At 68.8% G+C, this 14,199-nt stretch carries 16 protein-coding genes; 5 read left to right on the top strand and 11 right to left on the bottom strand.

The window, feature by feature from the left end; genetic code table 11:
• From MT490_RS18550 to MT490_RS18510, 9 genes are all read right to left on the bottom strand, one after another.
• Nucleotides 1–837 (bottom strand): NADP-dependent oxidoreductase (locus MT490_RS18550; protein WP_297391009.1); only part of this gene is annotated, 837 nt, incomplete at its 3' end.
• Nucleotides 834–1,826, bottom strand: a complete 993-nt coding sequence (locus MT490_RS18545; protein ID WP_297391007.1) for an acyl-CoA dehydrogenase family protein — start codon at nucleotides 1,824–1,826, stop codon at nucleotides 834–836. The genes MT490_RS18545 and MT490_RS18550, both read right to left, overlap by 4 nt.
• Nucleotides 1,827–1,828: 2 nt before the next feature.
• Entirely contained in the window at nucleotides 1,829–3,004 is a 1,176-nt protein-coding gene (locus MT490_RS18540; protein ID WP_297391005.1) for an acetyl-CoA C-acetyltransferase, read from the bottom strand.
• A 27-nt stretch (nucleotides 3,005–3,031) separates the two neighbouring features.
• The gene (locus MT490_RS18535; protein ID WP_297391004.1) at nucleotides 3,032–4,213 is read right to left on the bottom strand and encodes an acyl-CoA dehydrogenase family protein; all 1,182 of its coding nucleotides are present in this window, start codon (nucleotides 4,211–4,213) and stop codon (nucleotides 3,032–3,034) included.
• Nucleotides 4,213–5,361 carry a thiolase family protein gene (locus tag MT490_RS18530; RefSeq protein ID WP_297391001.1) on the bottom strand — a complete coding sequence of 383 codons (1,149 nt, stop codon included), beginning with the start codon at nucleotides 5,359–5,361 and terminating at the stop codon, nucleotides 4,213–4,215. Before MT490_RS18530 ends, MT490_RS18535 begins: the two co-directional genes overlap by 1 nt.
• Nucleotides 5,358–5,783: an OB-fold domain-containing protein gene (locus MT490_RS18525; RefSeq protein WP_297391000.1), complete on the bottom strand. Its 426-nt coding sequence runs from the start codon at nucleotides 5,781–5,783 to the stop codon at nucleotides 5,358–5,360. The genes MT490_RS18530 and MT490_RS18525 overlap by 4 nt, the downstream gene beginning before the upstream one ends.
• A gap of 68 nt (nucleotides 5,784–5,851) precedes the next feature.
• Entirely contained in the window at nucleotides 5,852–6,625 is a 774-nt protein-coding gene (locus MT490_RS18520; protein WP_297390998.1) for a LuxR C-terminal-related transcriptional regulator, read from the bottom strand.
• Between the two features lie 5 nt (nucleotides 6,626–6,630).
• Nucleotides 6,631–7,239 (bottom strand): TetR/AcrR family transcriptional regulator, encoded by a 609-nt coding sequence (locus MT490_RS18515; protein ID WP_297390996.1) that lies wholly within the window; start codon nucleotides 7,237–7,239, stop codon nucleotides 6,631–6,633.
• A 62-nt stretch (nucleotides 7,240–7,301) separates the two neighbouring features.
• Nucleotides 7,302–8,009 (bottom strand): carboxymuconolactone decarboxylase family protein, encoded by a 708-nt coding sequence (locus MT490_RS18510; RefSeq protein ID WP_297390994.1) that lies wholly within the window; start codon nucleotides 8,007–8,009, stop codon nucleotides 7,302–7,304.
• Between the two features lie 107 nt (nucleotides 8,010–8,116).
• Between MT490_RS18510 and MT490_RS18505 the strand changes: the two genes are divergently transcribed.
• Genes MT490_RS18505 through MT490_RS18490 form a run of 4 tightly spaced genes read left to right on the top strand, consistent with a single transcriptional unit; the run spans nucleotide 8,117 to nucleotide 11,851 of the window.
• Nucleotides 8,117–8,869 carry a glucose 1-dehydrogenase gene (locus MT490_RS18505; RefSeq protein WP_297390991.1) on the top strand — a complete coding sequence of 251 codons (753 nt, stop codon included), beginning with the start codon at nucleotides 8,117–8,119 and terminating at the stop codon, nucleotides 8,867–8,869.
• 14 nt (nucleotides 8,870–8,883) lie between these two features.
• Complete coding sequence (locus MT490_RS18500; protein ID WP_297390989.1) at nucleotides 8,884–9,645, top strand: SDR family NAD(P)-dependent oxidoreductase; 762 nt, start codon at nucleotides 8,884–8,886, stop codon at nucleotides 9,643–9,645.
• Nucleotides 9,642–10,793, top strand: a complete 1,152-nt coding sequence (locus MT490_RS18495; protein ID WP_297390988.1) for an acyl-CoA dehydrogenase — start codon at nucleotides 9,642–9,644, stop codon at nucleotides 10,791–10,793. Before MT490_RS18500 ends, MT490_RS18495 begins: the two co-directional genes overlap by 4 nt.
• Nucleotides 10,790–11,851, top strand: coding sequence for a phosphotransferase (locus tag MT490_RS18490; protein ID WP_297390986.1), 1,062 nt, complete (start codon nucleotides 10,790–10,792; stop codon nucleotides 11,849–11,851). Before MT490_RS18495 ends, MT490_RS18490 begins: the two co-directional genes overlap by 4 nt.
• A 56-nt stretch (nucleotides 11,852–11,907) precedes the next feature.
• Here the strand turns inward: MT490_RS18490 and MT490_RS18485 are convergent, their stop codons facing one another.
• Both MT490_RS18485 and MT490_RS18480 read right to left on the bottom strand, forming a co-directional pair.
• Nucleotides 11,908–12,474 (bottom strand): hypothetical protein, encoded by a 567-nt coding sequence (locus MT490_RS18485; RefSeq protein ID WP_363321766.1) that lies wholly within the window; start codon nucleotides 12,472–12,474, stop codon nucleotides 11,908–11,910.
• A gap of 180 nt (nucleotides 12,475–12,654) precedes the next feature.
• Nucleotides 12,655–12,780, bottom strand: coding sequence for a hypothetical protein (locus MT490_RS18480; protein ID WP_297390984.1), 126 nt, complete (start codon nucleotides 12,778–12,780; stop codon nucleotides 12,655–12,657).
• Between the two features lie 333 nt (nucleotides 12,781–13,113).
• Here MT490_RS18480 and MT490_RS18475 point away from each other — a divergent pair.
• On the top strand, nucleotides 13,114–14,199 hold a 1,086-nt coding region (locus tag MT490_RS18475; RefSeq protein ID WP_297390982.1), incomplete at its 3' end, for a putative Ig domain-containing protein.

Raw genomic sequence — 14,199 nt, 5'->3', positions numbered from 1 at the left:
GACGAAATCCCCGACCACGAAACCTTCCATGCGAATGCGGCCATAGACGAGCTTCATCATGTCGCGCGGGCCCCGCGCGGCGCCCTCCCCGTCATAGGCGGAGATCTGTCCGCACAGCGCGATCCGTCCGTGCGCCGCCATCCGATCGATCGCAGCGTCGAAAATCGCTCCGCCGACATTGTCGAAGAAAAGATCGATCCCGCCGGGACACAGCTGCGCGAGACGCGACGGGACGTCCTCGGTGCGATAGTCGATCGCGGCATCGACACCGCACACATCACGCAGCCAGGCGCATTTGGCCGGTCCGCCGGCGATAGCGACGACGCGGGCGCCCGCGATGCGCGCGATCTGGCACGCGACCGACCCCACCGATCCCGCCGCGCCCGACACCAGTACGACCTCGCCCGCCGCGACCTTGCCCACGTCGCGCATTCCGAAATAGGCGGTCAGGCTATTGAGCGAGAGCGGCCCGAGCGCCTCCGCGAAGTCCATGTCGGCGGGGAGGCGGAACGCAGGTACCGGCGCGGCATCGGGCGCGATCACGCTCCAGTCCTCCCAGCGCGCCATCGCGATCATCCGCACGCCGACCGGCCATTGCGCATGCCGCGAGGCGACCACCTCGCAGCCGGCCATCCCGGCGATCGTGTCGCCGACCGCGATCGCCGCCCCAAGCCAGTTGCGGATCGTCGGCGCAATCGCGAACATCCGGTTGCGCACCAATATCTCGCCCTCACGCAGTTCCGGCGCCGCGAACAGCTTCTCGACCAGCGCGAAATCCTCGGCGGAAACCTGACCCGCCGGCCGCCGCGCCAGCGTCCACCGGCGGTTGACCGTCATGCGGCGAGCTTCACCCGCGCCTCGCCCGCGCCGCCGAACAGCCGCGCGAGCACCATCACGCGCCGCAATCCGCGCCCGACCGCCAGCTCGTCGGTGACGCCGATCCCGCCGTGCAGCTGCACCGCCTCCTCGGCCAGCCGCTGCGCCGCCTCGGCGGCATAGGCCTTGGCGGACCATGCGGCGCGGACGAAGCCGGGATCGTCGCGCCCGATCGCCGCCGCCTTGATCGCCAGCGACCGCGCCTGCTCGAGCGCGACGAACATCCGCGCGCGCTTGTGCTGCACCACCTGGAAGCTGCCGATCTCCACGCCGAACTGGCGGCGTGTGGCGACATAGTCCGCGGTCAGCGCACAGAGCAGCGCCATCGCGCCGATCAGCTCTGCGGCGTGCGCGAGATCGACCATAGCAAAGGCAGTGGCGGCGGCACCGGGCGGCAGTGGAATCACCGTCGCCGGGGCATCCGAAAGCGTGACGGTAGCGGCCGGAGTCCCGTCGGCGAGCCGGTGGGGCGTCATGGCGACGCCGTCGGCATCGGTCGCAACGACGTGCGCCACATCCTCCGCCAGCACAACGATCGCCGCCGCTTCCGGCGCCCAGCGTACGAAGTCGAGGCGCCCCGACACGCCGCCCGGGCTCGCCCGCGCCGCCCCCCTGGCCAAGGCAAGTATCGAGTCCCCGGCCAAAAGCGGCGCGACGAACCGCTCGATCGCCGCGGCATCGCCGTGCCGCGCGACGAGATCGCCGGCGCCGATCACGCCTTCGCCCAACGGCGTGATCGCCAGCGCACGACCCAGGGCCTCAGCCACGATCGTCGCGTCGTCGGCGGCGCCTTCCAGGAGGAACGCGAGCAGCCCCAGATCGGCGATGCCGCGCCAGTCCGGCGCGGGCATCGGCCCCGCCCCGATCAACGCGGCATCGACCCGGTCGGCAAGAAACCGCGACACGGTATCGCGCAGCAGAATCTGCTCCTCACTGGGTTCCAGCCGCATTGTCAGAGCCGCTCGACGATCGTGACGTTGGCGATGCCGCCGCCCTCGCACATCGTCTGGAGGCCGTAGCGGCCGCCGCGCGCCCGCAATGCGTGCACCAAAGTCGCCATCAGCTTGGTCCCCGTGGCGCCGAGCGGGTGGCCGAGCGCGATCGCGCCGCCATGGACGTTGAGCCGCGCCGGATCCGCGCCCAGCGCCTTCAGCCAGGCGAGCGGGATCGAGGCGAAGGCCTCGTTCACTTCGAACAGGTCGATGTCGGACAGCGACAGCCCGGCGCGGCCGAGCGCGCGGCGCGTCGCGGGGATCGGTTCCTCCAGCATGATCACGGGATCGCCGGCGGTGACCGTGAGGTTGTGGATCCGCGCTAGCGGGGTCAGCCCATGCGTGCGCACCGCCGCCTCGGAGGCGACGAGCACGCCGCTCGCGCCGTCGCAGATCTGGCTGGCGGTCGCGGCGCTCAGCGTGCCGCCCTCGCTCAGCAGCTTGACCGATCCGATCCCCTCGAGCGTCGCATCGGCGCGGACGCCCTCGTCGCGATCATGGACGAGATACCCACCGTCGGGGGCGGTCACGTCGATCGCGACGATCTCGTCGGCGAAGGCGCGCGCCTCGGTCGCGGCGAACGCCTTGCGATGGCTCTCCAGCGCGAAGCGATCGAGCGTGTCGCGGTCGAACCCGTATTTGTCGGCGACCATCTGCGCGCCGGTGAACTGGCTGAACGCCTCGACGCCATAGCGCCGCTGGATGCTTTTCGCGAACGGCCCCTCGCCCATGCCCGCCTGCGCCGCCAGCATCACCGGCGAACCCATGGGGACGCGCGACATGCTCTCGACCCCGCCTGCGATCACCAGGTCCTGCGTGCCCGACATCACCGCCTGCGCCGCGAAATGCAGTGCCTGCTGCGACGAGCCGCACTGGCGATCGATCGTCACCGCAGGCACGCTGTCGGGCAGCGAGGAGGCGAGCACGACGTTGCGGCCGAGCGCAAAGGTCTGCTCGCCGACCTGGCTGACGCAACCGATGATGACGTCGTCGATCGCGGCCGGATCGACGCCGGTTTCCGCCACGATCGCGTCGAGCACCGCGGCGCCGAGATCGGCGGGATGGATTCCGGCGAGCCGTCCATTACGGCGGCCGCCGGCGGTGCGGCGGGCGGAGACGATATAGGCTTCAGGCACAAGCAAGGTCCTTGTTGCAGGGTGTGGTCACGGCGCAGCAGGGGCCGCGCGGGCAATGAGGTTGAGCTGGATCTCGCTGGTTCCGCCGAAGATCGACCAGGCGCGCGCGTTGAGATAGCGCGCGCTGGCGAGGCCGGCCTCGGGCGGCCCGGCCAGCGCGGGCGCATCGTCAGCATGGAACGGGCGCTCGGCGGGAAGCTGGAGTCCGGACAGCCCGAAAGCGTCGACCGCGAGTGCCTCGATCCCCTGGCGGATCTCCGATGCGATCAGCTTGACCGCCAGGCTGCGCGGGCTCGGCGCGCGGCCGGCCTCGATCTCGTGCAACGTGCGCAGCTCGGTCATCTCGAGCGCCTCGGCCTCGAGCCGGAGCCGTACCGCACGGTCGGCGAGCAGGGCATCCAGCGGCCCCGCCGCGGCGACGAGCCGGTCGAGATCGGCCAGCAGCTGCGGGGTGTAGCCCGTGCCCCCGCGCTCGTTCTCGAGAAGGAACTTGGCGATGCTCCATCCCTCGCCCTCCGCACCGATCCGGTTGGCGACCGGCACACGTACGTCTTCGAGGAACACTTCGTTGAGCTCATGGTCGCCCGACGCGCTCAATATGGGCCGGACGGTAACTCCGGGAGACGCCATGTCGATCAGCAGGAACGAGATGCCTGCCTGCGGTTTCACGTCCGGATCGGTACGGACCAGCGCGAACAGCCAGTTCGCGAACTGCGCCTGCGTGGTCCAGATCTTCTGGCCGGTCACGACATAATCGTCGCCGTCACACACGGCGCGCGTGCGCAGGCTGGCGAGGTCGGAACCGGCGCCGGGCTCGGAGAAGCCCTGCGCCCAGATGTGCGCGCCGGAGCGCAGCGCCGGAAGGAACCGCGCTTTCTGCGTCTCGGTGCCATAGGTGTAGAGCACCGGCCCGACGAGCTTCAGCCCCATGCCGGGGATCAGCGGCGCGCCCGCGCGCGCGCATTCGCTCTCGAAGATCCAGCGTTCCACGGCGCCCCAGCCCGGGCCGCCGGCATGTTCGGGCCAGAAATAGGTGAGCCATCCCCGCGCCTCGAGCGCGGCCTGCCAGGGGCGATAGACGTCGGGCTCGGCGAACACGCCCGAAGTGAGCGCCGCGCCGCGCCACATCGCCGGAGTCAGCTCGGCGTCGAGGAAAGCGCGGACCGCGTCGCGGAACGCGATCTGCCCGGGGGAGAGCGCCAGGTCCATCACGCGCGCTCCACGATCGCGACCGCCGACACCCCGGGCGCGCCATAGACATGGCTGTACCCCATACGCGGATCGCCCGGCACTTGCCGCGCGCCTGCCTGCCCGGTCAATTGCACGTAATTCTCGTACACCTGCCGCAACCCCGAAGCGCCAATCGGTTCGCCGCAGGCGAGGCATCCGCCGTCGGTGTTGACCGGCAATTGCCCGCCGATCCGTGTCCGGCCTTCGGCGATCCACGCCTCCTGCTCGCCGTCGGCGCAGAAGCCGTTCTCGGCCATATGCATGATCTCCGCGCCGCTTTCGGTATCCTGGAGCTGCGCGACCTGGATGTCGCTCGGCCCCACCCCGGCCATCTCATAGGCCGCGCGCGAGGCGACCGTCGTGGGCGAGACGCCCCGTTCCATGTCGAGCGCGGGCGCGAAGACCTCGAACGATCCGGGCGGCCGGCTGCGCACCGCCGCCGCGCGCAGCCGCACCGCGGGCAGCCCGAGCGCGCGTGCTCTGGCCTCGCTGGCGAAGATCAGCGCGACCGCGCCTTCGCCTGGCGAGCAGAACATGAATTTGGTCAGCGGATCGCTGACCATCGCCGACGCCAGGATCGTCTCCGCGTCGACCGCCTCGCGCCGCCAGGCATGATCGGCGAGCACGCCGTTCGCGAACGCCTTCTCGGCGACCGCCGCCAGCGTGCCAGTGGTGATGCCGTGCATCGTCATGTAGCGCTGGATCTTCATCGCGAAGAACTGGGTGGTCAGCATCAGGCCGGTCTCGCCATACCATTCGGGCAGGCCCCATTCGGCAGGCTTCGGATCGAACGCCCCGCGCGGATGCTTGTCGAAGCCGATCGCGATGCCGAGGTCGAACTCGCCCGACTTGATCGTCGACCAGACGCCGAACATCGCCGAGCCGCCGGTCGCGCAGCCATTGGCGACGTTGATGAACTGGAGCCCGGTCAGCCCCAGTTCGGAAACCATGGTGTCGGCCTTGCCCGCGGCATCGGATCCGCCATAAGCGAACTGGATATCGGACCATGCGAGCCCAGCGCGCTCCAGCGCACGGCGCACCGCGAACACGCCCTGTTGCAGGCCGGTACGCGCCGGCGTCCTGCCGAAGGGATGGATGCCGGCGCCGACGATGTAGACGTGGCTCATCGCTGCGTTCCCGTGGCGGGCGCAAATGCGAAGGTCGTGCGCCGCTCGCCGCTCGCCAGCGTGAAGGGTTCGGCGACGAGCTGCATCGCCATGTCGATGGCGAAACCGTCGAGCGGCGCGCCGGTCAGCCGCCCCTCGACGATGATCGCCTCGCCCAGCGCGACATAGCCGACCGCATAGGGCTCGAACGCCTCGGGCCCCGCATAGGGCGGCGACTTGGGGCGGAAGCGCTGGACGGTCCACGACCATAATCGCCCCGTGTGCGGCAGTTCCACGGCCTCGAAGCGTTCGGGATCGGCATCGCCGGGCGCGGGAAACACCAGCCGCCCGTCGCCGCGATCCCGCGCGGCGAGCAACGTCACCGACCCGTCGGAATCGAGGTGCAGCAGGCGATCGTCGATCGGCGGCGGAAGGTCAGGCATGTCCCATCTCCTGCCGCGCAGCCTAGTTGCGCGGCGACGGGCACGCCTCTGTCCAATGGGTTAGCCTGTCAGCGCAGGGTGCTGAGGAACCCGAGCTGCGCCGCCTTGAACAATGCCTGGTCGCGATTGACCGCGTCGAGCTTCTGCGCGGCGGCGCGGATATGGAAGCGGATCGTCGTGCGCTTCAGGCCGACGATCATCGCGATCTCGTCGTTGGTCTTGCCCGCGGCCGCCCAGCGCAGGCACTCGACCTCGCGTTTCGACAGGGTCACGTGCGCGATCCGCGCAGGACGCCGCTCGGTAACCTTGACATAGCTGGCCACGAACACGCGCGCGAGCAGCGCCAGCGTCTCGCCGGCCTCCTCATAGGGCCGGGACAGATCGTCGACCGCGGGATCCGGCGACAGGAAGCTCGCCGCCGCGATCTGCCCGAACGGCAGATGGATCGGCGCGACGATCGCCGCGCTCGTGAGGGCGCGCTCGCGGAAATTGGCGAGGTTGAGCTCGGCGAGCAGCGCATTCGGCGTGTGCGTGCGGATGCCCTCGGCATTACACCAGAAGGGCTCGCTCTCGAACCTGCATGCCATCGGCAGGGGCGAGGTCAGCGCCAGCTGCGGAAACCGCCACCAGCGCGAATCCTCGCCCGTGAAGCCGAACACCTCGCTGGCGAGGATCGCGCCCTCGGCGTCCTTCATCGGTTCGGCAGCGGCGATGTTGTGCGTCACCGCGACCCTCAGCCCGGCGAGTTCCCGCACCGTATCGCGCAGCGCCTCGGCGGCGGCGCGGATACCCGCCGGGGAATCCACCCGTACCGCCGAGAGCGAGGCATCGCTGACAAGCATCGCGTTCAGCCGGCCTTGAGCCCGTCGAAGAAGGGCAGGCATAGCGCATCCGCCACTTCTTCGGGCGAGCGCGTCGCGGCCATCGGCGGGTACCATTTATAGGCCCAGTTGCACATGCCGAAGAAGCCGTAGGTGGTGATCACCGGATCGACGGCGCGGAAGCGGCCGCTTTCGATCCCCTCGACGATGATCGCCTTGACGCTGTCGAAATAGTCGCGCCGGCGCGCCCGGATGGCCTCGCGCATCTCGCCCTCAAGATCGCCGTAATTGTCCATGAATGCACGGACATAGCCGGGATGCGTGGCGATCTGGCCGAGGATGTCGACGCAGGCCGATCGCAACGAAGCGACCGGATCGGCGCCGGCCTCGCGCTTCAGGCCGTCGAGCAAGGCACCGATATGCGTGTCGTGAATGGCGTAGAGTATCGATAGTTTGCTCGGGAAATAATGGTACAGTGTCGGCTTGCTCAGCCCCACCTCTTCGGCAAGCATCTGCATCGAGGTATTGTGAAAGCCGACCTTGTCGAAAAGCGTCGCGCAATGCTGGATGATCTCGATACGCTTGCCGTCATGCGCCTCCGTGGTCAGGCGTTTCTTCGCGGTCTTGGCGGCCATCGATCATTCCTTCTCTCGATGCGTTGCTCTGCATTGGACAGGCAGCGAACTCAAGCGGTTGCTCATGCGCGGTCCTGGCCGGCGTCCATCGCGGTCGCGCCCACCACCCAGGCGGACAGGCCGGCGACGGGTACGGCGCACAGCACCGCTTCGGCGATCTCGGCCTCGTTCGCGCCCGCACGCCGTGCGCCGTCCATGTGGACAGAGGCCCAGTTGCTGTAATCCGCCGCCAGCACCGTCACGAGCAGCAGCTCGGCGTGGCGCGGCTCGAGCGCGGTGCCCGAAAGCGTGCCCTCCCGCATCAGGTAATAGGCATCGCCTCCCGTCGGCACCAGCTCGAGAAGCTTGCCGAGCGACGGGGGCATGGTCTTAAAATAGGCTAGAAAATTGGCCTCCGCCTCGCCAGGCGCGACGGTGAGCGCCTGCTCCTCCGCGTCGATGCGCCCCGCGGGATAGACGCACGCGAAGATCGCCTCGAAACGCAGCGCGGCACCCTCGCCGCGCGCGCTCGCCAGGATCGCGATCGCCGCGCCGGCATGTTCGGCATCGAGCCCGGCCGCTTCGGCGGCACGCAGTTCGCGCTCGGCCATCTCGGCATAGTTCTTCACACAGGCGGCCGCGGCGACGAACAGATGCTTCAGCCGCGCGGGAAGCGCGCCGTCCTGCTCGATCACCGCACGGAAGCGGCGGTAGCCGGCCAGCGTCTTGGGCGCCCGCGCGCGAAGCCGGCCCACCGCATCGAGTGTCGCCATTTGCTCGCCCGCGTTCATCGCGCGCCCTCTCCTTTTTGATAGACCAACCGGTCGGACGGTTATGCTAACGATCCAATGACGAGCACGTCAATCGGCGGATTCGTTTGATCGAAGAAAGGGTTGGGATGGCGGATCTGGCTGGCAGAAGCGCAGTGATCACCGGCGCCGCATCGGGCATCGGCCTCGCAACCGCGCACCTTTTCGCCGCCGCGGGCGCCCGCGTCCTCCTCGTCGATCGCAACGCCGAAGGACTGGCGGAAGCGATGGCGGCGCTCGGCGACGGCGACCATCGCAGCGTCGCGATGGACGTCACCGACGAATCCGCCTGGATAGCGCTGGCCGCCGGGATCGAAAGCAGCGAGGGCAAGCTCGACATCCTCGTCAACAACGCCGGCTTCGGCGTGTTCCGATCGATCGCGGATACTACTCTCGAGCATTGGCGCACGATTATGGCGGTCAATCTGGACAGCGTGTTCCTCGCGACCAGACATCTGCTGCCGCTCCTCGCCCGGTCGGGCAACGGCGCGATCGTCAACATGTCGTCGATCCGCGGCATCGCGGCTTCCGCCAATGCGGGCAGCTATTGCGCCGCCAAGGGCGCGGTGCGGATGTTCACCAAGGCGACCGCGCTCGAATGCGCGGCGCTCGGCAACGGCGTGCGCGCGAACTCGATCCATCCCGGCCATATCGAGACGCCGCTCACCGCCGGCGCGCACGCCGATCCGGCGATCGCGGCGCGCCTGCTGGCGGATACGCCGATCGGCCGCGTCGGGAAGCCCGAGGAGATCGCCGATGCGGTGCTTTTCCTCGCGAGCGACGCCTCCCGCTACATGACCGGGGCCGAACTCGTGGTCGATGGCGGGTCGACCGCGCAATAGAAGGGAGCGGATCCATGCAGGTCAGTGATGTGGCGGCGATCGTCACCGGCGGAGCCTCCGGCCTCGGCGGCGCGACCGCGGCAATGCTCGCGGCGCGCGGCGCCCGGGTGACGATCTTCGACCGCGACGCGGCGGCGGGCACGGCGCATGCCGCCGCCATCGGCGGCCGCGCGGCCGCCGTCGACGTGACCGAAGACGATGCGATCGCGGCAGCCCTGGCGGAGGCCGAGGCGGCGCATGGCGTCGCCCGGATCCTGGTCAATTGCGCGGGCATCGCGCCCGCGATCAAGACCGTCGGCAAGGAGAATGTCCCCCACCCGCTCGACGCGTTCCGCCGCGCGATCGAGATCAACCTCATCGGCAGCTTCGCCGTCATCGCGCGCTTCGCGGCGCGGCTGGCCGGCGCGGACCCGATCGGCGAGGAGCGCGGCGTCATCGTCAACACCGCCTCGGTCGCCGCTTATGACGGCCAGATCGGCCAGGCGGCCTATGCCGCGTCGAAAGGCGGCGTCGTCGGCATGACGCTCCCGGTCGCGCGCGATCTCGCGCAGCACCGCATCCGCGTGATGACGATCGCGCCCGGCATCTTCCTCACGCCGATGCTGATGGGGCTTCCGCAGGCGGCACAGGATTCGCTGGGCACCCAGGTGCCGCATCCCAGCCGTCTGGGGCAGCCCGAGGAATATGCCGCGCTCGTCGAGGCGATCGTGACGAACCCGATGCTGAACGGCGAGACGATCCGGCTCGACGGCGCGATCCGGATGGCGCCGCGATGATCGCGACCGAGATCGCCGGCCGGGTCGAAGCGTTCGTGCGCGACGTGGTAGCCTCCTACGAACGCGATGCCCGATGCGGTGCCCATGGCCCTTCCGGGAATCTCGTGCGCGAACTGCGCGCGAAGGCCCGCGCGGCAGGCGTGCTGACGCCGCACATCCTTCCCGACGGTACCCACCTCCCCCACCGCGACGTCGCGATCGTGCTGCGCGCGGCGGGGCTGTCGCCGCTCGGGCCGGTCGCGGTGAACGTCGCCGCGCCGGATGAGGGCAACATGTTCCTGCTCGGCGCGCGCGCGACCGCCGCGCAGAAGGCGCGCTTCCTGGCGCCGCTGATCGCGGGCGAGGCGCGATCGGCCTTCTTCATGACCGAGCCCGCAGCGGAAGGCGGCGCGGGCGCGGACCCGTCGATGCTGCGCACCACCGCCGTGCGCGACGGCGATCACTGGCGGATCGACGGCCGCAAGGCGTTCATCACGGGAGCGGATGGCGCCGCCATCGGGATCGTGATGGCGAAGGCGGACGAGGGCGCATGTCTGTTCCTCGTCGACCTTCCCGATCCCGCGATCCGCATCGAACGCGTGATCGACACGATCGACAGCTCGATGCCCGGCGGCCACGCGATCGTCGCCATCGACGGCCTGCGCGTGCCGGCCGACCAGATGCTGGGCGAGCCGGCCGAAGGCTTCAAGCTCGCGCAGGTCCGACTTGCCCCCGCGCGGCTCACGCATTGCATGCGCTGGCTCGGCGCCTGCACCCGCGCGAACGAGATCGCGACCGACTATGCCAATCGCCGCCACGCCTTCGGAAAGCCGTTGATCGATCACGAAGGCGTCGGCTTCATGCTCGCCGAGAATTTGATCGATCTGAAACAGGCGGAGCTGATGATCGACTGGTGCGCGGGCGTGCTCGATTCGGGCGCGCCGGGCACGTCGGAAAGCTCGATGACCAAGGTGGCGGTGTCCGAGGCGCTGATGCGCATCGCCGACCGGTGCGTCCAGGTGATGGGCGGCACCGGCGTCAGCGGCGACACGATCGTCGAGCAGGTGTTCCGCGAGGTCCGCGCCTTCCGCATCTATGACGGCCCTACCGAGGTCCACAAATGGAGCCTGGCCAAGAAGATAAAGCGCGACTGGACCGCGGCACGATGAGCGCGCCTTCCTTTGCCGGCGTCGGTGCGGTGCGGGAGGCGCACCGGTTCGATGAGGCCCGGCTGACCGACTGGATGGCGGCGCATGTCGAAGGGTTCGCGGGGCCGCTGACCGTCGAGCAGTTCAAGGGCGGCCAGTCCAACCCGACCTACCGGCTCTCCACGCCGGCGCGGCAGTACGTGCTCCGCCGCAAGCCGCCCGGAGACCTGCTGCCCGGCGCCCACGCGATCGAGCGCGAGGCGCGCGCGATCGCCGCGGTCGAGACGACCGGCTTCCCGGTGCCGCATGTCTACGCGCTATGCCCCGACGATTCGGTCATCGGCACGCCCTTCTACGTGATGGCGATGGTCGAGGGCCGGATCTTCTGGGATGCCGCGCTTCCCGGCGAAGCGCCCGAGACCCGCGCCGCTGTCTATGACGCGATGAACGCCGCCATTGCCCGGCTCCACCGGATCGATCCCGTCGCGATCGGCCTGGGCGACTATGGCCGTACCAGTAATTATCTCGCGCGCCAGATCGCGCGCTGGTCGCGCCAGTATCGCGAGGACGCGGCGGCGGGCCGCGATCCGTACATGGACTGGCTGATCGAATGGCTTCCCGCGCATCTTCCCGCGAACGACGAGACCAGTTTGGTCCATGGCGACTTCCGGATCGACAACATCGTCTTTACGCACGATGCGGCGAACATACGCAGTGTGCTCGACTGGGAGCTTTCGACTCTCGGCCATCCGCTCGCCGATTTCGCCTATCACCTGATGATGTACCGGATGCCGCCGCTGACCATTCCCGGCCTGGCCTGTGCGGATCTCGCCGCGCTCGGCATTCCCGGCGAGCACGACTATGTCGCCGCTTATTGCCGGCGCACCGGCCGCAGCGGCATCGCCGATCTCGACTTCTACCTCGCCTTCAACTTCTTCCGCTTCGCCGCCATCTGCCACGGCATCAAGGGACGGATCGCGCGCGGAACGGCCGCCTCCAGCGAAGCCGGTCGTCTCGCGGCGGATTTTCCGGTGCTCGCGAAGCTCGCATGGGACCAGGCCAAGAGAGCTGCCTCATGAGATGGACCGCCCGCCTCGGATCGTGATGGACTCGAGGCGGGCGCGTCGCAACGCGCTCAGAACTTCGCTCTCACGCCCAGCCAGAAGGTGCGGCCATAATCGGTATAGCCGGCGAAGCGATCGTCGCGGACATAGTTCCACTGCACGTCGTTGGTGAGGTTGATGCCCTGGAACGAAAGCGTCAGGTTCGGCCGGATGTCGTAGGAGATGTCGAAATCGAGCGAGCCGAACGGCGAATCGTTGTTCGCCGCCAGTCCGGCCCCGCCCACGTCGCGCAGCACATCGCCGCGCCAGGCATAGGATAGACGCACCGCCGCCGGCCCCTTTTCGTAGAACAGGGTTGCGCTGTAATTGTCCTTGGCCACGTCCACCAAGGCGTCGCGGAAGGTGCCCGCGCTGTTGGCATAGGTGCCTTGGCTCTCGGTATGCGTGTAGCTGGCGAGCAGGCCCAGGCCGTCGAACGGCGCAGGCAGCGAGCGGAAGCTATGCTGATAGGCGAGCTCGAAGCCGTAGACATAGGCGTCGCCGCCATTTTCGGGCGCGGTCAGCGCATAGGTCTGCCCGTCGAGCACGAAGGGGCGGGTCTGCTGGTATACGAAGGTCGTGATGTCCTTGTAGAACACGCCGCCGATCAGCGCGCTGGCCGGCGCGAAATACCATTCGGCGGTCAGGTCATATTGCCAGGCCTCGAAGCATCAGGCGGCGCATCGCATTCTCCGATCGGCGGCAAAGGCGCGGCCGATAGGCGGCGATCGCGACAATCGGATGACGCCGGCCGCCGCTTCGGCTTCGCCGGACCGGCGTTATTGCAGTTGCGTTGCCCCGCCTACCCCGTCGTTGCCGGCGACCACCGGTTTGGCAGGCGGATCGGGACGGCGGACCCGCAGCAGGACGCTGAGCCCCGTGGCGACCGGCAGCATCGCCATCACCGGCCCGCGAGGCGATCACGCTCGATCGAGTAGCAACGCCGGAACCGGGTCTTTCCTCGTGCAGCATCGCTACTTGGCGATGCCGAGAGTTAATCGGATCCATACGTAAATCTTCACCTGTGCGCACTTTACAAAGTCGTTTCGGAAGGACAGTCAAGCGTCTGCCAATGTGAAGCGCAGGGGCCGGGCATGTCTTGGCATTCGCTGCGGCTCGTCTGGCCTGTTACCGGCGTATGCGAGACAACCGGCAGGGAAAGCCGGCTGACGTAGATCCCGTTCCAGCAATTTCGTCCGGTATTCCGGGCAAATTGTGGGGTGAAAGAGGGGGCGGCGGTGACTCGATCCTATCCCGGCTTCACGGCGCGTTCGGTGCTGACGTTCCTGGCGGCGCTGTTTGCGCTCATCACGCTGCTGGCGCCGGCAAGCGTACAGGCCCAGGTCACGATCGCTCCGGTCGTCCTCCCCGCGGGAGATGTCGGCTCAGCGTACGGCACGGCATTGACGGCCAGCGGCGGGACCGCACCCTATAGCTATGCCGTGACGGCGGGCGCGCTGCCGCCGGGCTTGGCGCTTTCCGCCGGCGGCACGATCTCGGGCACGCCCACCGCCGACGGCACGTTCAACTTCACCGTCACCGCAACGGATTCGGCCCCGGGCCTGCCCGAGACCGGGTCTCGCGCCTACAGTCTGACGATCAACCCGCTCGCGGCGCCGATCGCGAACAACGTCTCCGCGACAGTGGCGGCGAATTCCAGTGCCAATCCGATCACGCTCAACGTCACCGGTGGCCCGCCCGCCAGCGTCGCGGTCACCACGGCGCCCAGCCACGGTACGGCCATCGCGGCCGGAACCTCGATCACCTATACGCCTACGCCGGGTTACAGCGGCACCGACAGCTTTCAATACAATGCGACCAATGCGACGGGCACGTCGGCACAGGCCACGGTATCGATCACCGTCGCGCCGCCGACGATAGCCTTGTCCGCGATTCCCGCGACGGTGCAGGCCGGCACGCCCTACAGCACGTCGATCACCGCCACGCTCGGCACCGCGCCCTACAGCTTTTCCCTGCTATCGGGCTCGCTCCCGGTCGGCGTCGCTTTCTCGAGCGGCGGCGTCCTTTCGGGAACGCCGGTCGCGACGGGTACGTTCAACTTCACCGTCAGGGCGACGGATTCGCTGGGTGCTACCGGAACGCGAGCCTATACCATCACCGTCACCGCGCCGACGATCGTGCTGTCGCCGCCGGCGGGTGCGCTGCCCGGGGCAACCGCTTCGGTGCCTTACAGCCAGACCTTCACCGCTCCCGACCCGCGCTACGCACCTATGCTGGAAAGCAGTTCGTCGAGCTGCTCCAGCTGCTCGGGCAACCCGGCCGCCGAGCCCTGCAGTGCTTCCTCGAGCGCCTCCTCGGACGGA

The organism is Sphingomonas sp., assembly GCF_026460985.1.
Classification (GTDB): Bacteria; Pseudomonadota; Alphaproteobacteria; order Sphingomonadales; family Sphingomonadaceae; genus Sphingomonas.
This window is presented reverse-complemented; position numbering and strand designations above follow the sequence as displayed.